The sequence below is a fragment of the Mycolicibacterium smegmatis genome (assembly GCF_001457595.1).
GTDB classification, from domain to species: Bacteria; Actinomycetota; Actinomycetes; order Mycobacteriales; family Mycobacteriaceae; genus Mycobacterium; species Mycobacterium smegmatis.
This window is the reverse complement of the sequence record NZ_LN831039.1, coordinates 5,159,128-5,180,255: the sequence shown is the minus strand read 5'-3', so window position 1 is coordinate 5,180,255 and position 21,128 is coordinate 5,159,128. Positions and strand designations below refer to the sequence as shown.

At 68.5% G+C, this 21,128-nt stretch carries 15 protein-coding genes; 7 read left to right on the top strand and 8 right to left on the bottom strand.

From position 1 onward, the window contains the following. Position 1 precedes the first annotated feature (1 nt). Together AT701_RS24780 and AT701_RS24775 are read left to right on the top strand one after the other, a co-directional pair. Positions 2 to 1,222, top strand: a complete 1,221-nt coding sequence (locus AT701_RS24780) for an ABC transporter ATP-binding protein (protein ID WP_058126788.1) — start codon at positions 2 to 4, stop codon at positions 1,220 to 1,222. Further along, on the top strand, positions 1,219 to 1,824 hold the full coding sequence (locus AT701_RS24775) for a suppressor of fused domain protein (protein ID WP_011730287.1): 606 nt from the start codon (positions 1,219 to 1,221) through the stop codon (positions 1,822 to 1,824). The genes AT701_RS24780 and AT701_RS24775 overlap by 4 nt, the downstream gene beginning before the upstream one ends. 4 nt (positions 1,825 to 1,828) lie before the next feature. Here the strand turns inward: AT701_RS24775 and corA are convergent, their stop codons facing one another. Then, positions 1,829 to 2,896, bottom strand: a complete 1,068-nt coding sequence (corA, locus tag AT701_RS24770; RefSeq protein ID WP_011730286.1) for a magnesium/cobalt transporter CorA — start codon at positions 2,894 to 2,896, stop codon at positions 1,829 to 1,831. A gap of 119 nt (positions 2,897 to 3,015) precedes the next feature. On the opposite strand from corA, the gene AT701_RS24765 reads away from it, so the two are divergent. Together AT701_RS24765 and AT701_RS24760 are read left to right on the top strand one after the other, a co-directional pair. After that, positions 3,016 to 4,185, top strand: coding sequence for an NAD(P)-dependent malic enzyme (locus AT701_RS24765; protein WP_174519614.1), 1,170 nt, complete (start codon positions 3,016 to 3,018; stop codon positions 4,183 to 4,185). Between the two features lie 8 nt (positions 4,186 to 4,193). Continuing rightward, entirely contained in the window at positions 4,194 to 5,036 is an 843-nt protein-coding gene (locus tag AT701_RS24760) for a glycine betaine ABC transporter substrate-binding protein (protein ID WP_058126786.1), read from the top strand. Positions 5,037 to 5,043: 7 nt separating this feature from the next. Here the strand turns inward: AT701_RS24760 and AT701_RS24755 are convergent, their stop codons facing one another. Then, positions 5,044 to 5,868 (bottom strand): SDR family NAD(P)-dependent oxidoreductase, encoded by an 825-nt coding sequence (locus tag AT701_RS24755; RefSeq protein WP_003896460.1) that lies wholly within the window; start codon positions 5,866 to 5,868, stop codon positions 5,044 to 5,046. 78 nt (positions 5,869 to 5,946) lie between these two features. After that, positions 5,947 to 6,207, bottom strand: a complete 261-nt coding sequence (locus AT701_RS24750; protein ID WP_003896459.1) for a helix-turn-helix domain-containing protein — start codon at positions 6,205 to 6,207, stop codon at positions 5,947 to 5,949. Between the two features lie 69 nt (positions 6,208 to 6,276). On the opposite strand from AT701_RS24750, the gene map reads away from it, so the two are divergent. Next, positions 6,277 to 7,041 (top strand): type I methionyl aminopeptidase, encoded by a 765-nt coding sequence (gene map, locus AT701_RS24745; RefSeq protein WP_011730281.1) that lies wholly within the window; start codon positions 6,277 to 6,279, stop codon positions 7,039 to 7,041. Here map and AT701_RS24740 read toward each other — a convergent pair. The 3 genes from AT701_RS24740 to AT701_RS24730 all read right to left on the bottom strand — a co-directional run bounded on the left by AT701_RS24740 (position 7,038) and on the right by AT701_RS24730 (position 13,042). Beyond that, positions 7,038 to 8,348: an MFS transporter gene (locus tag AT701_RS24740; protein WP_058126785.1), complete on the bottom strand. Its 1,311-nt coding sequence runs from the start codon at positions 8,346 to 8,348 to the stop codon at positions 7,038 to 7,040. The two genes, map and AT701_RS24740, sit on opposite strands and share 4 nt — an antisense overlap. A 96-nt stretch (positions 8,349 to 8,444) precedes the next feature. Then, positions 8,445 to 12,131: a multifunctional oxoglutarate decarboxylase/oxoglutarate dehydrogenase thiamine pyrophosphate-binding subunit/dihydrolipoyllysine-residue succinyltransferase subunit gene (locus AT701_RS24735; protein ID WP_058126784.1), complete on the bottom strand. Its 3,687-nt coding sequence runs from the start codon at positions 12,129 to 12,131 to the stop codon at positions 8,445 to 8,447. A 149-nt stretch (positions 12,132 to 12,280) separates the two neighbouring features. After that, the gene (locus AT701_RS24730; protein ID WP_003896454.1) at positions 12,281 to 13,042 is read right to left on the bottom strand and encodes a hypothetical protein; all 762 of its coding nucleotides are present in this window, start codon (positions 13,040 to 13,042) and stop codon (positions 12,281 to 12,283) included. Positions 13,043 to 13,197: 155 nt separating this feature from the next. Between AT701_RS24730 and AT701_RS24725 the strand changes: the two genes are divergently transcribed. After that, on the top strand, positions 13,198 to 14,493 hold the full coding sequence (locus AT701_RS24725; RefSeq protein ID WP_014878220.1) for a multidrug effflux MFS transporter: 1,296 nt from the start codon (positions 13,198 to 13,200) through the stop codon (positions 14,491 to 14,493). Between the two features lie 90 nt (positions 14,494 to 14,583). Further along, positions 14,584 to 16,290, top strand: coding sequence for an MFS transporter (locus AT701_RS24720; protein WP_058126783.1), 1,707 nt, complete (start codon positions 14,584 to 14,586; stop codon positions 16,288 to 16,290). A 7-nt stretch (positions 16,291 to 16,297) separates the two neighbouring features. On the opposite strand, the gene AT701_RS24715 is transcribed toward AT701_RS24720, so the two are convergent. Both AT701_RS24715 and AT701_RS24710 read right to left on the bottom strand, forming a co-directional pair. Next, the gene (locus AT701_RS24715) at positions 16,298 to 17,653 is read right to left on the bottom strand and encodes an FAD-binding oxidoreductase (protein WP_058126782.1); all 1,356 of its coding nucleotides are present in this window, start codon (positions 17,651 to 17,653) and stop codon (positions 16,298 to 16,300) included. 13 nt (positions 17,654 to 17,666) lie between these two features. Next, complete coding sequence (locus AT701_RS24710; protein WP_058126781.1) at positions 17,667 to 21,116, bottom strand: TM0106 family RecB-like putative nuclease; 3,450 nt, start codon at positions 21,114 to 21,116, stop codon at positions 17,667 to 17,669. Positions 21,117 to 21,128: the final 12 nt, after the last annotated feature.

Below are 21,128 nucleotides of genomic sequence, written 5' to 3'. Positions count from 1 at the left end.
GATGGCCGAAATTGTGTTGGATCGGGTGACCAAGAGTTACCCCGACGGCGCAGGCGGTGTCAGGGCGGCCGTCAAAGAGTTCTCGATGACGATCGCCGACGGCGAGTTCATCATCCTGGTCGGACCGTCCGGATGCGGAAAGTCGACCACGCTCAACATGATTGCCGGTCTGGAGGAGATCACCTCCGGTGAGCTGCGCATCGGCGGCGAACGCGTCAACGAGAAGGCGCCCAAGGACCGTGACATCGCGATGGTGTTCCAGTCCTACGCGCTCTACCCGCACATGACGGTGCGGCAGAACATCGCGTTCCCGCTCACGCTGGCCAAGGTGCCCAAGGCTGAGATCGCCACCAAGGTCGAGGAGACCGCGAAGATCCTCGATCTCAGCGAACTGCTCGACCGCAAACCCGGTCAGCTCTCGGGTGGCCAGCGTCAGCGTGTGGCGATGGGACGCGCAATCGTGCGCAGCCCCAAGGCATTCCTCATGGACGAGCCGCTGAGCAACCTCGACGCCAAGCTGCGCGTGCAGATGCGCGCGGAGATCTCGCGGCTGCAGGATCGCCTGGGCACCACCACGGTCTACGTCACGCACGACCAGACCGAGGCGATGACGCTGGGCGACCGCGTGGTGGTGATGCTCTCCGGTGAGGTGCAGCAGATCGGCACGCCCGACGAGCTCTACAGCAGCCCCGCCAACCTGTTCGTGGCCGGCTTCATCGGTTCGCCCGCGATGAACTTCTTCCCGGCGACGCGTACCGATGTCGGTGTGCGCCTGCCGTTCGGCGAGGTGACGCTGACCCCGCACATGCTCGACCTGCTGGACAAGCAGGCCCGGCCCGAGAACATCATCGTCGGAATCCGGCCCGAGCACATCGAGGACTCCGCGCTGCTCGACGGCTACGCGCGCATCCGCGCGCTGACGTTCTCGGTGCGTGCCGACATCGTCGAATCGCTCGGTGCCGACAAGTACGTGCACTTCACCACCGAGGGTGCCGGTGCCGAATCGGCCCAATTGGCCGAACTCGCAGCGGATTCGGGTGCCGGCACCAACCAGTTCATCGCCCGGGTGTCCGCGGACTCGCGGGTGCGCACGGGTGAGCAGATCGAACTGGCCATCGACACCACCAAGCTGTCGATCTTCGACGCCGCAACGGGTCTGAACCTGACCCGTGACATCACGCCGACGGATCCCACCGAAGCGGCGGGGCCGGACGCCGGGTGATCGACGTCCTGGCTGCCGTCAGGGCCCGCCTGGACGAATATTTCACGGCGGCGGGGATCACCGCTGAGCCGGTGAGCGCGAGCGTGACGTTCCTCGGGACCGAGCGCATCGACGTCCTGCGCTACGGGCCGGACCCGCGCACCGAGGGTGCCGATGTGTACCACTATGTGACGCTTGGCTGTTCGCGGCACCCGATGTTCGACCCGACCGAGTTGGTGTCGGATCCGATCCACGGTCCGCGCGCAGAGGTGATGCTGTCGCTGCGCGGTCCGACGCCGACAGGTCTCGCACGCTCGCTCGCGGTGGTCGCGGCCGCACCGGCGGTCGAGGGCCTGATCCTCGACGCCGACGCGCTGATCGACCTGGAAAACCCGGTGTTCGAGACCGCGCCCTTCACGGCATATCTGTTGGGCCTCAGCGACATCGGCGAGGTGACCCTGCCGGATCCGCTCTCGCCCGTGAAACTTCTGACCGCAACACCCATCACCGCGACCGAGGCGGCGTGGGTGCGGCTCAAGGGTGCCGACGCGATGCGCGAGGCGTGGCAGACCGACGGGGTCGACGTGCTCGACCCGGCACGGCGCGCGGCCAGTCCCTCCTGAGGCTCTAGAGCCAGTTGTTGCGCCGGAACGTGCGGTACAGCACGAAACACACCACGGCCATCACGCACAGCACGGCGGGATAGCCCCACGCCCAATGTAATTCGGGCATGTTGTCGAAGTTCATGCCGTAGATGCCCGCGAGCGCGGTCGGCACCGCGGCGATCGCGACCCACGCCGAGATCTTGCGCATGTCCACGTTCTGCTGCACCGCGATCTTGCCGAGCGCGGCCTGTACGAGTGAGCTGAGCATCTCGTCGTAGCTCGCGACCCGCTCGGACGCGATCACGTTGTGGTCGAGCACGTCGCGCATGTAGCGGCGCACCTCGACCGAGATGAGGTCGTTGTGGTCGGTGAGCAGCCGCGACAGGGCCTGGGTCAGCGGGGCGACCGCGCGGCGCATCTCCACGACCTCGCGCTTGAGCAGGTAGATGTACTCGATGCCGGACCGGCTGCGCGGCGAGAAGACGTCCTCTTCCATGGCGTCGATGTCGGTCTCGATGAGATCGGTGACATCGAGGTAGCTGTCCACCACGTGGTCGGCGATCGCGTGCATGACCGCGAACGGTCCGAGCTTGAGGATCGACGGCGAGGAATCGAGGCGTTTGCGCACGCCCGCGAGGCCGCTGTGGTCGCCGTGCCGCACGGTGACGACGAACTCCGGTCCGACGAACACCATGATCTCACCCGTCTCGACGATCTCCCTGGCGTTCTCCATCGAATCGTGCTCGACGTAGTTGATGGTCTTGAGCACCAGGAAGAGTGTGGTGTCGTAGCGTTCGAGCTTGGGCCGTTGGTGCGCGTGCACCGCGTCCTCGACGGCGAGTTCGTGCAGACTGAAAACGTCTGCCACGGACTGCATCTGGAACTCGTCGGGCTCGTGCAGGCCGATCCACACGAATGCCTTCTTGCCCGCGGACTGCAATTCGCGCACCTTGTCCACCGCGGCTGCGTGAGTGTACTTGCCGGGCAGGCGGGTTCCGTCGCAGTAGACACCGCAGTCGACCATCGCGTGTGCCACCGGGGCGTGGATGTCGGCGTTGGGGTAGGCACGGGTCGCCCGGAACTTCGCCATGTTTCCGGCCTCCCTTCTGCTGCTGTGTGCAGAATGCTACGCGTCAGGCGTTTGTAAAGGACCTTTCACGAGTGGGGAAGGGCCCCCGGTGAGGTCTGGCTGTGAAGTACCCTGACGCCGTGTCGGAATTGGTGCGTACCCCGCAAGTGGTCATCGAGGACTCCGAGATCTTTGCCGCACATGAAGGCGGAAAACTCTCTGTCGAGTTGAAGTCTCCGCTGGATACCCAGCGAGCGTTGTCCATCGCCTACACCCCCGGTGTTGCCCAGGTCAGCCGGGCGATCGCCGCGGATGCGACGCTGGCCGCAAGATACACCTGGGCCAACCGCCTGGTCGCGGTGGTCAGCGACGGCAGTGCCGTGCTCGGCCTCGGTGACATCGGGGCCGCCGCGTCGCTTCCCGTCATGGAGGGCAAGGCCGCGCTGTTCAAGACGTTCGGCGGCCTGGACTCCATCCCGCTGGTGCTCGACACCAACGACCCCGACGAGATCGTCGAGACGCTGGTCCGGCTGCGGCCGACGTTCGGCGCGGTGAACCTCGAGGACATCTCGGCACCCCGCTGCTTCGAGATCGAGCGCCGCGTCATCGAGGCGCTGGACTGCCCGGTGATGCACGACGATCAGCACGGCACCGCGATCGTGGTGCTCGCCGCCCTGCTCGGGGCGGTCAAGGTGCTCGACCGTGACCTGGCGAGCCTCAAGGTCGTGGTGTCCGGGGCCGGCGCGGCGGGCGTCGCGTGCACCAACATCCTGCGCAACAGCGGCATCTCCGACATCGTCGTCCTCGACAGCAAGGGCATCGTGTCCAGCGGTCGCACCGATCTGAACTCGTTCAAGGCCGAACTGGCCCAGCGCACCAATCCGCGAGGCCTCACCGGCGGACTGGCCGAGGCGCTCGCGGGCGCCGACGTCTTCCTCGGGGTGTCGGCCGGGCTGGTGCCCGAGGAACTCATCGCGACCATGGCGCCCAAGGGCATCGTGTTCGCGCTGTCCAACCCGGATCCCGAGATCCACCCGGACGCCGCGCGCAAGTACGCCGCCGTGGTCGCGACCGGGCGCAGCGACTTCCCGAACCAGATCAACAACGTGCTCGCGTTCCCCGGCGTGTTCCGCGGTGCGCTCGACGCCGGTGCGCGCCGGATCACCGAGGAGATGAAAGTGGCTGCCGCGCATGCCATCTTCTCGGTGGTGGGCGACGATCTGGGCGTGGACCACATCGTGCCGAGCGCGCTTGACCCGCGGGTGGGCCCGGCCGTGGCTGCCGCGGTCGCCGAAGCCTCGGGCGTCTGAGCAGGTTCATGCGCCGCATCCTGGTTCCGGCCGTCCTGGTGGTGCTGGCGCTGATCGCGACCGGATGCGGCGGGCAGTCCGGCACGCCGCCCATCCGGGTCGGTGCGGCGCCCGGCGCCGAGTCCGCACTCATCGGTCACCTCTACGCGGCAGCGCTGCGCTACTACGGCTCACCCGCCGAGGTCGTCGAGACCGACGAAGGACTCGGAGCGCTGGACTCGTCGGCCGTGACGGTGCTGCCCGGTTTCACCGGGCAGTTGCTGGTCGCGCTGGATCCCGGTGCGTCCGCACGCGCCGACGAGCAGGTCTACCGCGACCTGCTCTCGGCGCTGCCGGAGGGTGTCGCAGCGGGCGACTACACGACGTCGGCGCAGGACAAGCCGGCGCTGGTGGCCACCGAGGCCACCACGCGGGCATGGGACGGCACCGATCTCGCGGCGCTGCGCAGGCACTGCGCGCAGGTGCGGCCCGGTGCGGTGGCCGGGGCGCAGGTGCCGACGACGATCGGGCAGTGCACGCCGGCGAAACCGGTGCGGTTCGACGACGAGGACACGCTGTTCGCGGCGCTGGACGCGGGCCGGATCAACGTGGCGTGGTCGCGCACCGCCGATCCGGAGATTCCGTCACACCTGGTGGTGCTGGCCGACCGGACCTCGCTGATCCGCGCCGAGAACATCGTGCCGCTGTACCGGCGCAACGAACTCGACGAACGGCAGATCCGCGCGCTCAACGAGATCGCGGGCGTGCTCGACACCGGGTCGCTGGCCGACATGCGGCGCAAGGTCGCCGAGGGTGCCGATCCCGGCGCTGTGGCCGACGAGTTCCTGCAGGCCAACCCCCTTGGGCACTAGCGGGTCGCTAGCGGGGCATGGCCTTGGCCGCGACGGCCGAGAACAGCCGCTGGTAACCCGATCCGGTGATCCGGACGATGACGTCGAGGATCTTGGCGTCGGGCCCCACGAGCACGCGCGCCTTGTTCTTGCGCACGCCGTCGAGGATGATCACCGCCGCGCGCTGCGGCGTCGTGTTGGCGAGTTTCTTGTCGAACGCCTCGGCGAGTTCCTTGGCGTCGAGTCCCTCGGCCGCGGTGGCGTTGCGGGCGATCGCGGTCTTGATGCCACCCGGGTGCACGGTGGTCACCTTGACGGGATGCTTGGCGATCGCCATCTCCTGGCGCAGCGCCTCGGTGAAGCCGCGCACCGCGAACTTCGCGGAGTTGTACGCGGCCTGGCCGGGCACCGAGAACAGCCCGAAGACGCTCGACACGTTGATCACGTGCCCGTCGCCCGAGGCGATCAGATGCGGCAGGAACGCCTTCGTGCCGTTGACCACGCCCCAGAAGTCCACGTCCATCACGCGCTCGATGTCCTTGAACTCGCTGATCTCGACGTCACCGGTGAACGCGATGCCGGCGTTGTTGTAGATCTGGTTGACCGTGCCGTAGTGCTCCTTGACCGCGTCGGCGTAGAGCAGGAACGCCTCGCGTTCGGTGACGTCGAGGCGGTCGGCCTTCACGGGGGCGCCGATGGCCTTGAGACGTTCCTCGGTCGCGGCGAGGCCTTCGGTGTCGACGTCGCAGATGGCCAGCTTGGCGCCCGAGCGGCCCAGTTCGATGGCCAGTGCCTGCCCGATGCCGCTACCGGCGCCCGTGACGACGGCGACTTTCCCGGCGAAGCCCTCCATATCCACACTCCCTCGTGTCGTCAGACATGTGTCAATAGGGCCAGCGTAACCGGTACCGCTGGTCCCGCCTACACGGCCTCAGGATGCCGCGGCCTTTGCCGGCCGCCACACCTCGGCGAGATGGGCGAGGGGCACACCGAGTGCGTCACTGAGTCCGACGATGGTGCCGAACGCGGGGGAGGGTAGGCGCCCGGTCTCGATCTTGCGCAGCGTCTCCGGCGAGATGCCCGCCGACGCGGCGACCTCTTCGAGGGTGCGCGAGGCGCGCGCGGCGCGCAAGGTGGCGCCGAGACGACGCCCGGCGGCGACCTGTTCGGGGGTGAGCGGGGTGCGGACCACGGGTCCACGGTATCGCTGGTATTTAAATACCGCTAGGGTGGTATTTGTATACCGATACGGAGAAGACGCATGATCGAACTGAAGACACCTGCCGAGATCGACAAGATGCGGACCACCGGTCGCTTCGTGGCCGAGGTGCTCCGCGAACTCAGCGAGATGGCGGCCGTCGGCGTCAACCTGCTGGACCTCGAACACCGCGCGCGCGACATGATCGCCGAGCGTGGCGCGACGTCCTGCTACTGGGACTACCACCCGTCGTTCGGGTCGGGCCCGTTCCGCAACGTGATCTGCCTGTCGGTGAACGACGCTGTGCTGCACGGCCTTCCGCACAGCTACGTGCTGCGCGACGGTGACGTGCTGAGCCTGGACTTCGCGGTCTCGATCGACGGTTGGGTCGCCGACGCGGCGCGCACCGTGATCGTCGGGACCCCCGACGCCGAGGATGAACGCCTCGTGCAGGCGACGCGTGACGCACTCGCGGCGGCGACGGCGGCCGCGGTGCCGGGAAACCGTCTCGGCGACATCTCCGCGGCGATCGGCGCCGTGGCGGACGACTACGGCTACCCGGTCAACCTCGAGTTCGGCGGGCACGGTCTGGGGCGCACCATGCACGAGGATCCACATGTGCCCAACCGGGGCAGGCCCGGACGCGGCATGCGGTTGCGCGACGGCATGACACTCGCGCTGGAACCGTGGTTCGCCCGCACCACCGACCGCATCAGGTTCGACCGCGACGGGTGGACCATCCGCTCGGCCGACGGTTCACGCACCGCACACACCGAGAACACCGTGGCGATCACGGCCGACGGACCGCTGGTGCTGACGGCCGATTAGTGCTCGGGGCGCAGCAGCAGCGTGGCGACGACGCTGATGACCGCGGTGGCCACCAGATATCCGCACGCGTACCAGGGCTTGCCGCCGCCCGCGGCGATCAGCGAGGTCAGGATCAGCGGCGTCAGGCCCGAGGCGTACACGCCCGAGAGTTGGTACACCGTCGACAGGCCCGTGTAGCGGCTGCGGGTGGGGAACAGTGAGGCGTACAGCGTGCCCTGCGCGCCGTAGAACAGCGCATGGATCACGCCGAACGCCAGGATCATTCCGACCGCGTACGCCGCGATGCTGCCCGTGTTGAACAGCGCGAATGCGGGGAACACGATCACGCCGTACGCCGCGATGCCTGCGGCATACACCGTGCGCGGGCTGAACCGGTCGGCGAGCGCGCCCGAAACCGGCAGCAGGACCGCCATGAGCAGCGCGGCCACGGTCACGACGATCAGCACCGCGACCTTGTCGAGCCCCAGCGTCGTCGTCGCGTACGCGATGGTGAAGACGCCCCAGGTGTTGAACGCCGCACCCTCACCCCAGCGCGACAACAGGCCCAGGATGGTCGAGCGCAGCACGGGCGGCCTGAACACTTCGCGCACCGGCACCGCGGCACGGTCGTCCTCGCGCTGAACCTGCTCGAAGGCCGGGGTCTCGGCGACGCGGAAGCGCACCACCACCCCGAAGATCACCAGCACGATGCTCACCAGGAACGCGATGCGCCAGCCGTAGGACAGGAACGCCTCGGGCGTCAGCGCCACCTGCAGCACCACGAACACCGCGGTGCCCAGCGCCAGACCCAGCGCGAGACCGACCTGCGGGATGCTGCCGAACAGGCCGCGGCGGTTGCGCGGGCTGTGTTCGACGGCCAGCAGCACCGCACCCGCCCATTCGCCGCCCAGCGCGAAGCCCTGCACGATGCGCAGGACCAGCAGCAAAATCGGTGCGAGCACGCCGATCTGCGCGGCCGTCGGCAGGAAGCCCATGAGCGCGGTGGCCACACCCATCAGCAGCATGGTCAGCGCGAGCGTCTTCTTGCGCCCGATGCGGTCGCCGACGTGGCCGAACACGAAGCCGCCGATGGGACGCACCACGAAGCCCACGGCGAACGTCGCGAACGCGAGCATCGTCCCGACGAACGAACTCTGGTCGGGGAAGAACGCGTGGTTGAACACCAGGCTCGCGGCCGTCGCGTACAGGAAGAAGTCGTACCACTCGATCGTCGTGCCGACCACGCTCGCCAGAACGGCGGTCCTGACCGTCTTTTTCTCGTCAGGTGTGTTCGGCTGTTCGTCGACCAGGTCTGCGGTTACGGTCATGCGCGGGCGATCCAAGAAATAGGCACCCTAGTTGGTTAATCGAAACCAACCAGGGTGCCCAGGTTTACGCGCGGGGTGATTCGAAGTCGCCCCAGGTCAGCCGAACGCTGTGTCGAGGATCTCCTGCTGCTCGACAGCGTGCACCTTCGACGAACCCGACGACGGCGCCGACATGGCGCGCCGCGAGATGCGCTTGAGGCCCGTGAAGTGGTCCGGGAGGATCTCGGGGAGCGTCAACCCGAAGGACGGCCATGCGCCCTGGTTGGCCGGCTCCTCCTGCACCCAGAACTTCTCCTTGACGTTCGGGTACCGGTCGAGCGTCTCGGCGAGCCTGCGCCGCGGCAGCGGCGCGAGCTGCTCGATACGCACGATCGCGACGTCCTCGCGGTTCTCCTTGGCCTTGCGCGCGGCAAGCTCGTAGTAGATCTTGCCGCTGGTCAGCAGCAGGCGCGTGACCTTGTTGCGGTCGCCTTCACCGTCGGTGTACATCGGCTCCTCGAGCACCGAGCGGAACTTGCTCTCGGTGAAGTCGCGGATGTCGCTGACGGCGGCCTTGTTGCGCAGCATCGACTTGGGCGTGAACACGATCAGCGGACGCTGGATGCCGTCCTTGCCGTGCCTGCGCAGCAGGTGGAAGTAGTTCGCCGGCGTCGACGGCATGGCGATGGTCATCGAACCCTCGGCCCACAGCTGCAGGAAGCGCTCGATGCGTCCCGAGGTGTGGTCGGGGCCCTGGCCCTCGTGGCCGTGCGGCAGCAGCAGCACGACATCGGACAGCTGACCCCACTTGGCCTCGCCCGAGCTGATGAACTCGTCGATGATCGACTGCGCGCCGTTGACGAAGTCGCCGAACTGCGCCTCCCACAGCACCATGGCGTCGGGGTTGCCCACCGAGTAGCCGTACTCGAAGCCCACCGCGGCGAACTCGCTCAGCGCGGAGTTGTACACCAGGAACTTGCCGCCGGTGGGTGTGCCGTCGGGGTTGGTGGCCAACAGCTGCAGCGGCGTGAACTCCTCGCCGGTCTTGCGGTCGACGATAACCGCGTGGCGCTGTGTGAACGTGCCGCGCTGCGTGTCCTGACCCGAAAGCCGCACGAGCTTGCCCTCGGCTATGAGCGAGCCGAGCGCGAGCAGCTCGGCGAACGCCCAGTCGATGCGGCCCTCGTAGGCCATCTCGCGGCGCTTCTCCAGCACCGGCCGCACACGCGGGTGCACCGTGAAGCCCTCGGGCAGCGCGAGGTGCGCATCGCCGATGCGCTGCAGCATCGCCTTGTCGACGGCCGTGGCGAGCTTGCTCGGGATCTGCTGGTCGGCCTCGACGGACTCACTGGGCTCGATCTCGTGTTTCTCAAGCTCGCGGACCTCGTTGAACACCCGCTCGAGCTGGCCCTGGTAGTCGCGCAGGGCGTCCTCGGCCTCTTTCATCGAGATGTCACCGCGGCCGATCAGGGCCTCGGTGTAGGCCTTGCGGGAGCCGCGCTTGGTGTCGATGACGTCGTACATGTAGGGCTGCGTCATCGACGGGTCGTCGCCCTCGTTGTGGCCGCGGCGGCGGTAGCACAGCATGTCGATGACGACGTCCTTCTTGAACGCCTGCCGGAAGTCGACGGCCAGGCGCGCCACCCAGGCGCACGCCTCGGGATCGTCGCCGTTGACGTGGAAGATCGGCGCGCCGATCATCTTGGCCACGTCGGTGCAGTACTCGCTGGAGCGCGAATCCGTGGGCGCCGTGGTGAACCCGATCTGGTTGTTCACGACGATGTGGATCGTGCCGCCCGTGCGGTAGCCGCGCAGCAGCGCGAGGTTGAGCGTCTCGGCCACCACGCCCTGGCCCGCGAACGCTGCGTCGCCGTGCAGCATCAACGGCACGACGGAGAACCGGTTGTCGGAGCCCTCCTCGCCCGTGTCGAGCAGGTCCTGCTTGGCGCGCACCAGACCTTCGAGCACCGGGTCGACGGCTTCGAGGTGGCTGGGGTTGGCGGTCAGCGACACCTCGATGTCGTTGTCGCCGAACATCTGGATGTAGGTGCCGGTGGCGCCCAGGTGGTACTTCACGTCGCCGGAGCCGTGCGCCTGCGACGGGTTGAGGTTGCCCTCGAATTCGCTGAAGATCTGGCTGTAGGGCTTGCCGACGATGTTGGCGAGCACGTTGAGGCGGCCGCGGTGCGGCATCGCGATGACCACCTCGTCGAGACCGTGCTCGGCGCACTGGTCGATCACGGCGTCCATCATCGGGATGACGGTCTCGGCGCCTTCGAGCGAGAAGCGTTTCTGCCCAACGTATTTGGTCTGCAGGAAGGTCTCGAAGGCCTCGGCGGCGTTGAGCTTGGACAGGATGTACTTCTGCTCGGCGACCGTCGGCTTGTCGTGCTTGGTCTCGACGCGTTCCTGGATCCAGCGCTGCTGCTCGGGTTCGAGGATGTGGGTGTACTCGACACCGACGTGGCGGCAGTACGCGTCGCGCAGCACCGAGAGGATGTCGCGCAGCTTCTTGCGCTGCACACCGGCGAACCCGTCGACCTTGAACTCGCGGTCGAGGTCCCACAGGGTCAGGCCGTGGCTGTTGACGTCGAGGTCCGGGTGGCTGCGGAACCGGGTGTTGTCCAGGCGCAGCGGATCGATGTCGGCCATCAGGTGACCGCGGTTGCGGTACGCCGCGATGAGCTCGATGACGCGCGCGTTCTTGTCCTCGATCGAGTCAGGGTTGTCGGTGCGCCAGCGCACGGGCTCGTACGGGATGCCCAGCTCGCGGAAGATCTCGTCGAAGAAGTCGTCGTCGAGCAGCAGCTGGTGGATGGTGCGCAGGAAGTCGCCGGACTCCGCACCCTGGATGATGCGGTGGTCGTAGGTCGACGTCAGTGTGATCAGCTTGCCGATGCCCAGGTCGGCGATGCGCTCCTCGCTGGCGCCCTGGAACTCGGCGGGGTACTCCATGGCGCCCGCGCCGATGATCGCACCCTGTCCCTGCATGAGTCTGGGCACCGAGTGGACGGTGCCCAGAGTGCCGGGATTGGTGAGAGAGATGGTGACGCCGGAGAAGTCCTCGGCGGTGAGCTTGCCGTCACGCGCGCGACGTACGATGTCCTCGTATGCGGCGATGAACTGGCCGAATCGCATTGTCTCGCAACGCTTGATCGCCGCGACAACGAGCGAGCGGTTGCCGTCCTTGCCCTGCAGGTCGATCGCGAGGCCCAGGTTGGTGTGGGCGGGCGTGATCGCGGTGGGCTTGCCGTCGACGACCGCGAAGTGGCGGTTCATGTTCGGGAACTTCTTGACCGCCTGCACGATCGCGTAGCCCAGCAGGTGGGTGAAGCTGATCTTGCCGCCGCGCGTGCGCTTGAGGTGGTTGTTGATGACGACGCGGTTGTCGATCATCAGCTTCGCCGGGATGGCGCGCACGCTCGTCGCGGTCGGCACCTCCAGTGAGGCGTTCATGTTCTTGACCACCGCTGCCGCGGCGCCGCGCAGGATCTGCGATTCGTCGCCCTCGGCCGGGGTGGCCGACTTCGCCGGCTTGGCGGCGGGCTTGGCCTCGGTCTTCGCGGCGGGCTTGGGCGCGGCCTTGGGCTCGGGCGCGGGCGCAGGCGCCGGAGTCGGCGGCGTCACGGGAGCCGCGGTGGTGGTGCGCCCGTTGGAGGCACTGTCGGTGGTGGGCTCGGGGGAGTAATCGACCAGAAATTCATGCCAACTGGGATCCACCGAGGAGGGGTCATCGCGGAATTTGCGATACATCTCCTCGACCAGCCACTCGTTCTGTCCGAATGGTGAAGGTGAACTGCTCACGGCAGACACTCGCCTCGATTCTTGTGTCCGGCAAGCCGTGACAAGTGAGCTTGCCGCTTGTTTTCCGTCTTCTTGGTGGTTGACCCGCTCGACCCCCGCTTAAGGCTATCGCGCCCATGCGCGCGCCGACCACGGCACCGCATATCTGATCAGGTCTGAGCGGACGGCAGCACATGCAACGTTGCCGGCCACCGCGGCGGGGGTGCGCCGAACGCCTTGGCGGCGTTGGCGACGATCTTCTTACCCATCATGCGGTTGCCGACTCCGCCGATGAGCGCGCCGATGCCCACCGGCAGCAGCTTGCCGAAGGCCATGGCGCCGCGCTTGAGCGTATACCGCTTCACGAAGTACCTGACCAGCCGGGAGTTCAGCTGCGACACCGCGGGCAGGGGCAGCGTTGCTGCGCCGTCGGACAGCCATGCGCCGCTCGTGCGCCCGGTCCCGAGCAGGTCGGCCAGCGCGCGTTTGCTGTCCTCGCCGACCAGCACGGAAAGCACCAGCGCACGGCGCCGTTCGCGGTGGTCGGCGGGGATACCGTGCACCTCGGCGACCGCGAGCACGAACACCGAGGTGGCCTCGAGGAACACCACGGTCTCGCCCGCGACGGCCGACAGGGCCGCCAGCGTGCCGATCCCCGGGAACGCCGCGGCCGATCCGACCGCCGCGCCGCTGGCCATCACCGCGGCCAGGTAGTGCTTCTCCAGCCTGCTGACGATCTGGGCGGGTGTGGCGTCCGGCTGCTGGCTGCGCAGCCGTTCCACGTAGGCCCGCACCGCGGGGGCCTGCACGCGTGTGCTGCTCTCGATGATGTGCGAGAGCACCTTGGCGGCAGTGCCGGGATCGTCGGAGAGGCCGTTCGCGCCCTCGACAGTCGCAGGCAGGTTTTTGCTCTTCGACCGACCGAACACCATGCGGGCCTCCCCACGTCGCAATGCTGACTCGACTGTCCAGGCTAGCCCTGGCGCAGCACACAGTTAACGAACGGAGATTCCCGCGCGTGCCCGGGCGTGACCCCGATCACGAGGGTTCGGGAAGAAAATATTGATATGACGGGCTAATAACTTTCATGGCATCATCGCCCGACGTGGACCAGAGAAATACAGCGGGCGTGCCGAGTCGCACTCGGATGATCTTGGTGCTCGGTGCGTTGATCACTCTGGGCCCTCTCACCATCGACATGTACCTTCCGGCGTTGCCGAAGATCGGCGAGGAACTGTCGGTCTCGTCTTCGGTCGCACAGCTGACCCTGACCGGGACCCTGGCGGGCCTGGCGCTGGGCCAGTTGGTGGTCGGGTCGCTGTCGGATTCGCTCGGCAGGCGCCGTCCGCTGTTGGCGGGCATCGTGCTGCACATGGCGGCGTCGGTGCTGTGCTTCCTGGCGCCCAACATCGCCGTGCTGGGCATCGCGCGCGGGCTGCAGGGCATGGGTGCGTCCGCGGCCGCGGTGGTCGCGATCGCCGTCGTCGGCGACCTCTACTCCGGCAACACCGCCGCGACCGTGATGTCGCGGCTCATGCTGGTGCTGGGCGTGGCGCCCGTACTCGCGCCCTCGCTGGGCGCCGCGGTGTTGCTGAAGGCTTCGTGGCACTGGGTGTTCGTCGCCCTGGTGATCCTGGCCGGTCTGTTGCTCGTCATGGCGGCGCTGGCGCTGCCCGAGACGCTGCCGACGTCGCACCGCCGTCCGCTCAAGGTGGGCGGCATCATGCGGACCTACGGCCGGCTGCTGCACGACGCACGCTTCGTGATCCTGGTGCTGGTCGCCGCGCTGGGCATGTCCGGGCTGTTCGCCTACATCTCGGCGGCCCCGTTCGTGCTGCAGGGCCGCTACGGCCTGGACCAGCAGATGTTCGCGGCGGTGTTCGCCGCGGGCGCGGTCGCGCTGATCGGGTCGACGCAGTTCAACGTCGTGCTGCTGCGGCGTTTCACCCCGCAGGCCATCACGGTGGCCGCGCTGGCGTCGGCGACCGTGGTGGGCGCGGTGTTCGTCGGTCTGACGATCGCCGACGTCGGGGGACTCATCGGGTTCCTGGTGCCGGTCATGGCCATCCTCACGGCCATGGGCTTCGTGATCCCCAACGCGCCCGCGGTGGCGTTGTCACGGCATTCCGAGGCCGCGGGCACCGCGGCCGCCCTGCTGGGGGCCGCGCAGTTCGGCATCGGCGCGCTGGTGGCCCCGCTGGTCGGGGCGCTGGGCAACGGCGCGCTGGCGCTCTCGGGTGTGATGACCGCCGGTATGGCCATCGCGCTCGTGGCGTTGCTCCTCGTCGGCGGCAGCCACGCCGATGACGAGACCCACGACGGTAACGAGGACGGCCCCGGCTCCGATGATGTGGTTGCCGAGGCGGTGGCCGAACCGGCCTGACCGGTCCGCGAACGGGCGGACTTGTTTGGATAGGGGCGGGTCCGTAGCGTCGGCTGCGCCCCGAGAATCCCGATTCACCACCGACTTGTCATGCCTTCATCGCTGAACGCCCGCATCGCGGGCCTGCTCCCCAGCCGAGTGGGTGCACTGCGCCCGCAGGACGGTACGGGGAATCCGTGGAATGCGCTGTGGGCCATGATGTTCGGGTTCTTCATGATCCTGGTCGACGCGACGATCGTCTCGGTCGCGAACCCGACGATCATGGTGGAACTCGGTGCCGACTACGACGGCGTGATCTGGGTGACCAGCGCGTATCTGCTGGCATACGCGGTACCGCTGCTCGTCACGGGCCGGCTCGGGGACATGTACGGGCCCAAGAACCTCTACCTGCTGGGTCTGGGTGTCTTCACCGCGGCCTCGCTGTGGTGCGGTCTGGCGGGCAGCATCGAGATGCTGATCGCCGCGCGCGTCGTACAGGGTATCGGCGCGGCGCTGCTGACGCCGCAGACGCTGTCGGCGATCACGCGCATCTTCCCGGCCAACCGGCGCGGTGTCGCGATGAGCGTGTGGGGAGCCACGGCGGGCGTCGCGACACTCGTGGGCCCGCTGGCCGGCGGTGTGCTGGTGGGCGGACTGGGCTGGCAGTGGATCTTCTTCGTCAACGTGCCCGTCGGCATCGTGGGCATCGCACTCGCGGTGTGGCTGGTGCCGACGCTGCCGACCACGCGGCACCACTTCGACATCCCGGGCATCGTGCTGTCCGCGGTCGGCATGTTCCTGATCGTGTTCGCGCTGCAGGAGGGGCAGTCGAAGGATTGGGCGCCGTGGGTGTGGGGCACCGCGACGCTGGGTGTCGGGGTCATGGCCGCGTTCTTCTTCTGGCAGTCGGTGAACACGCGCGAACCGCTCATCCCGCTGCGGGTCTTCGCCGACCGCGACTTCACGCTCGCCAACATCGGCGTCGCCGTCATCGGGTTCGCGGTCACCGCGATGATCCTGCCGCTGATGTTCTATCTGCAGACCGTGTGCGGTCTGTCGCCCATCCGGTCGGCGTTGGTCACCGCGCCGACCGCGATCGCAAGCGGCGTGCTGGCACCGTTCGTCGGGCGCATCGTCGACCGCGTGCACCCCATGCCCGTGATCGGCTTCGGCTTCTCGGCCATGGCGATCGGGCTGACCTGGCTGTCGATCGAGATGGCGCCCACGACGCCGATCTGGCGGCTGCTGCTGCCGCAACTGCTCATGGGCATCGGCATGGCGTTCATCTGGTCACCGCTTGCGGCCACGGCCACGCGGCACCTGCCGCCCGATCTGGCCGGCGCCGGATCGGGCGTCTACAACACGACGCGGCAGGTCGGCTCGGTGCTGGGCAGTGCGGGGATCGCGGCGTTCATGACGTGGCGCATCACCGACGAGGTTCCTGGCATGCAGGACGCGGCACCCGCGGGCGAAGCGGGGGGCGCGGTGGAGCAGCTTCCCGAGTTCCTGCGTGAACCGTTCTCGGCCGCGATGTCGCAGGCCATGCTGCTGCCTGCGTTCATCGCGCTGTTCGGTGTGGTGGCCGCGCTGTTCCTGCTGGGCTTCGGCAGCAACCGCGCGGCGGGGCATCCCGAACCGGAGCACGCGGGCGACTATCCCGACGACGATGAGTACATCGAGATCATCCTGAGCAGCGACCCGCCCGAGGATCCGCCCACCGATCCGCAGGACGACCGGTGGCAGCACATCCTCGACCGGTTGATGCAGGACGCGCCGCCGGAGGATCCGCTGCCCGGTCGCGGTCCGCAGCGCCGGTGACCCTCGCTCACTGACCGAACAGCACCGCGGGGTTCAGGTAACCCCGCGGATCCAACGCGGCCTTGACCGCGCGCATCGCGGCGATGTCGGCGGGGGTGCGCGACATCGCGACGTAGTCGCGCTTGCGGGTGCCGACACCGTGTTCGGAGCTGACGTTGCCGCCGCAGTCGGCGATCAGCGCCATCATGGCCGCGTACAGCGCGGGCTCGGTGTCCAGCGCGCAGCGCAGCACGTTGAGGTGCAGGTTGCCCTCGCCGATGTGGCCGAACAACACCGGGATCGCGTCCGGCGCGTGTTCGGCGACCAGCTTGCCCGCGGATTCGGCGAACCCGGCGATGGCCGAAAGGGGCAGCGACACATCGAATTTCAGCGGCGGTCCGAACAGGCCCACCACCTCGGCGAGCGATTCGCGTACGTTCCACAGCCGCTGCTGCGCGCCGATGTCGATGCCGACCGCGGGTTCGTCGCACACCTGCGCATCGGTGAGCGCGTCGGCGAGTCGCTCGGTCTGGTCGGTGTCACCGGCGAGTTCGATGAGCAGCAGCCATGATCCGGCGACCGGGACGGGGACGCCGAGGTGTTCAGCGGCCAGCCTGCCCGCACGCGCGTCGATCAACTCGAGCGCCGCGATGCCGTCGAGATCCCGGAACCGCCTTCCGGTTTCGACCAGGGCGTCCAGATCGGCGAAACCGCACACGGCAGTGGCGCGGTGCGTCGGGACGGGATACAGCCGCAGGTCCAGCGCCGTGATCACCCCGAGTGTGCCCTCGGCGCCGACGAACAGCGACGTGAGGTCGTATCCGGTGTTGTCGCGGCGTACCTGGCTGTGCCGGTGCACCACCGACCCGTCGGGCAGCGCGATGTCGAGGCCCAGGACCTGCTCGCCCATGTTGCCGTACCGCACGGTGCGCAGGCCGCCCGCGTTGGTCGAGGCCATGCCGCCCACGGTGGCCGAATCCCGTGCCGCGAGGTCGACGCCGAACACCAGGCCCGCGGCCGCGGCGGTCTTCTGTACGGCCGCGAGCGTCACGCCCGCGCCGACGCTGATGCGGCGCTCGACGGTGTCGACGCCGCCGATGGTGGTGAGCCGCTCGGTCGACAGCAGCACGTCGTCGTGCTCGGGCACGGTGCCCGCGACCAGTGACGTGCGGCCACCCTGCACCGTGACGTACGCCCCGGCGTCGCGGCACGCGCGCAGCACCGCGGCGACCTGGTCGCCTGTCCCGGGGCGGACCAGCGCGCAAGCCCGTCCTCGATAGCGTCCGGTGTGGTCGACCGACCGCGCCGCCAGCACATCGGGATCGGTGCTGACGTGACCCGCGCCGACGATGTGCGCGAGCCGTTCGGTGAGCGCTTCAGCCACGCAAGGGGGTCTATCACACGGTGTTCAGGGCGCCGGGTAGGGCATCGGGTAGGGCCAAGAACGCGCCGAGTTCCACGACACCGGCCGGGGTCGAGGGCAGGTATTCGGTGAGCGCGGCCGACCGCACGATCACCGCGGCGTACTTGGCGCGGCTCACCGCGACGTTGAGGCGATTGCGGTTGAGCAGGAACGAGATCCCGCGCGGCACATCGTCGACCGAGGACGCCACCATCGAGATGAACACCACGGGCGCCTGCTGGCCCTGGAACTTGTCCACCGTGCCCACACGCACGTCGGTGAGACCGGCCGCGTCGAGATACCGGCGCATCGTCACCACCTGTGCGTTGTACGGCGTCACCACCAGCACGTGGTCCTGGCCCAGCGGCACGGTGCCGCGCTCGTCGGTCCAGGCCGCGCCGAGCAGTCGCCGGATCTCGGCGACGATCACCTGGGCCTCCTCCGGGCTGTCGGTGGCGTTGCCGTCGTGGTCGACCAGCAGTACGTGCACGCCGGGTTCCTGGCCGTCGAGGTGGCGCGCCGCGGTGACGTCGTCGACCGAGCGCAGGCGGTTGTCGTAGGACAGCCGCGACACCGCCGCGCACACCGCGGGGTGCATGCGGTACGAGCAGTCCAGGAAGTAGCCGAGTTCGGCGGGCAGCGTGTGGTGGCCGTCCACGAGCCAGCCCAGCGCCGAGGTGTCGACGGGTTCGGGATGTGTGCCCTGGCTGACCTGGGGGAGCTGCTGCGGGTCGCCCAGCAGCAGCAGGTTGTGCGCCGCGGGGGCGACCGCGATGGTGTTGGCCAGGCTGTACTGGCCGGCCTCCTCGACCACCAGCAGATCCAGACTGCCGGGCGGGATGCGTACCGGGTTCGCGAAATCCCATGCGGTGCCGCCGATCACGCAGCCGGTGCCGGTGTGCTGATCGAGGAAGTCGGGATATTCCTTCTCGCTCAGTTCGGTCCAGCACGCGTTGTCACCATGGGGCTTCTTGGCCACGGCGTCGGCCGGCACGTCCGCGGCGATGACGTCGCGGAAAAGGTTCTCCACCACGGCATGTGCCTGTGCGACCACGCCGATGCGCCAATGGTGTCGATTGACCAGCCGTGCGATCACGGCCGCAGACGTGAATGTCTTGCCCGTGCCGGGTGGACCGTGCACCGCGAGGTAGGACGAGTCGAGGTCGAGCAGTGCCGCGGTGATCAGCTCGTGCTTGGCTGCCTGGCCGTGTGGCAGCGGGCCGCCGCTGCGGGTGCGCGGCGGCCTGCGCAGCAGGATGTCGACGACGGCGTTGCCGGGTAGCCGGGGAAGTCCTTCGGCGATCTGCGCGGCCGTGGCCTCGATGGAATTCTGCAGCGCGGTGGTGCGGATGGGCGGGCCCGGCGTCAGCGCGAACGGCAACTGGTGAAAGGTGCCGCCCTCCTTGGGTTCCCGCTCGCAGATCAGCACCTCGGTGGGTGCGGACGCATCGTCGGCCTCGAGCACCTGGACCGACCCGAACGCGCGGCGCTCGGGATCGTCGGTCAAGCCGGAGGGGGCCGGCGGCTCGTAGAGCGCGTACATCTCGCGGCTGAGTTCCCCGGCGGCCATGGCGCCGGTGAGGCGCACCCACCGCTGGGGCTTGCGCGCCCGCGGCGGGGTGTGCCAGTCGACCTCGACGTGCGCGGTGTCGGCGACGAAAACGCCTGCGCCGTCAGACCATTCCTCGACCGGGTGGTTGAGCCGGTCGAAGTGGCTCCACCAGAACGGCTTGTCCTCGCGACGGTGGTAGCCCCGCGCGGCCGCGATCATGGCGACAGCCTGCTGCTGCGGGGTGCGCTCGTCGTCGCCGACGAAGCGGCGCAGCGTGCGCGCGATCTGGTCCTCGGGTTCGGGTGCGGTGTCGCGGCCGACCGGTTGCGCGCCAAGGGGCGGCACGCTGCACTCGATCGCCCGGTTGATCAGCCAGTCCCGCAGCTTGCGCGTCGACACGCAGTCGTAGAGGTTGTAATCCTCGATCTCCTTGAGCACCAGCGCGGCCTCGTCGTCGCGGCCCTCGGCGCGCAGCGTGCAGTAGAGCCCGTACTGCGTGATGGAATCGGTCGCGGTGGTGACGTCGCCGTCACGCAACTGCGCACCCATGTACAGCGGCTCAAGGGATTTCAGGCTGTAGTTCTCGGTTCCCACGCGAATGCTCTTGCGCACCAGCGGATACAGGTCCACCAGCACACCTGCGCGCAGCAGTTCGTCGACCTCGTCCTCGCCTTCGCCGTAACGCCCGGCCAGGCGCAGCAGCGCGGTCTTCTCGTACGCCGCGTAGTGGTAGACGTGCATGTGCGGATGACGCTTGCGGCGTTTGCGCACCAGCGCCAGGAAGTCGCGCAGCGCCTGCCGCTCCTCGCGGCGGTTGTGGGCCCACAGCGGGTGGAAGTCCTCGTCGGCCCGCGGCGCGGTGCCCAGCACGCCGAACATGTACTCCAGGCCCCACTGCACGCCGTCGTCGGTCCACAGCGGGTCACCCTCGAAGTCGAAGAACAGATCACCGCGGTCGGGGTTGGGCAGCGACATGAGCGGCTGCGGGTCCACCACCTCGTACGGCGGTTTCTTGCCGGTCCGCGGTGCGCGCTGCAACCGCGCCTGCGCGGTCAGCCCCTGCGCGATGCGTGGGTGCAGGCCCTCGACCGGCTCGTCGTCGCGACGCGCGGCGAGATCGGCGACCGTGGTGATGCCCGCGTCGATCAACCGGGCGCGCTGGCTGGTGCGCATACCCGCGACGAGCAGCAGGTCGTCGTGCGCACGCACCTGGACCTCGCACTCGGGGCAGCGGAAGCACGCGCGGATTTCGGTGTCCTCCCAGCTGACCGGTTCCCCGGAGGCCAGGTGCGCGTCGAGCAGGTGCTCAAGCGCCGCGCGGCGCGGCCGGTACACGGGCAGCAGTTCGTCGACGGGGTAGGTGGCGACGGCGCCGTCGCCGAGCACCAGTTCGACCTCCGGCGCGACGGGTACGCCCGCGGCGCTCAGCGTCTCGCTGTACGCCGCGAGCTGCAGCAGCGCCTCGACCTTGACCGAGCGGGCCAGCTTGGTGTCGCGCAGGCGGTACTGCCCGTCGGAGAGGATCAGGAAATCCGCGAACCCGGCGAACCGCCCGTCGAACATCGCGGCCTGATAGATCACCGGTGCACGCTGGGTGACCGCGGCGAGCGTCGCGTTGGCCGCGGCCGTGAGGCCCGGCACGGTGTAGCGCGGGCGCCCGATGACCGTGATCTCCGAGCCCTCGCGCAACTCGTCGAGATGCCGCTGTTCGTGCTCCCCGCCGAGTTGCGCGGTGCGCTTGAGAAGTTCGTCCTCCGAAGACACCGCCGGTCCGCGTCCCAGCTGGGCGTCGAACGCCCGCAGCAGCGCGTACTCACAGCGCGCGGCGGCCGCGAGGTCCGACGCGCTGTAGATCACCCGCGGTCCGCTACCGCCGTCCTCGGTGACGAACACGGTGCCAGCGTA

Bases quoted from the DNA above. Each gene is read 5' to 3' on its own strand.
- AT701_RS24780 (WP_058126788.1), top strand. From the start codon at position 2: ATGGCCGAAATTGTGTTGGATCGGGTGACCAAGAGTTACCCCGACGGC.
- AT701_RS24730 (WP_003896454.1), bottom strand. From the start codon at position 13,042: ATGGTGTTCGGTCGGTCGAAGAGCAAAAACCTGCCTGCGACTGTCGAG.
- corA (WP_011730286.1), bottom strand. From the start codon at position 2,896: ATGGCGAAGTTCCGGGCGACCCGTGCCTACCCCAACGCCGACATCCAC.
- AT701_RS24725 (WP_014878220.1), top strand. From the start codon at position 13,198: ATGGCATCATCGCCCGACGTGGACCAGAGAAATACAGCGGGCGTGCCG.
- AT701_RS24740 (WP_058126785.1), bottom strand. From the start codon at position 8,348: ATGACCGTAACCGCAGACCTGGTCGACGAACAGCCGAACACACCTGAC.
- AT701_RS24760 (WP_058126786.1), top strand. From the start codon at position 4,194: ATGCGCCGCATCCTGGTTCCGGCCGTCCTGGTGGTGCTGGCGCTGATC.
- map (WP_011730281.1), top strand. From the start codon at position 6,277: ATGATCGAACTGAAGACACCTGCCGAGATCGACAAGATGCGGACCACC.
- AT701_RS24755 (WP_003896460.1), bottom strand. From the start codon at position 5,868: ATGGAGGGCTTCGCCGGGAAAGTCGCCGTCGTCACGGGCGCCGGTAGC.
- AT701_RS24720 (WP_058126783.1), top strand. From the start codon at position 14,584: ATGCCTTCATCGCTGAACGCCCGCATCGCGGGCCTGCTCCCCAGCCGA.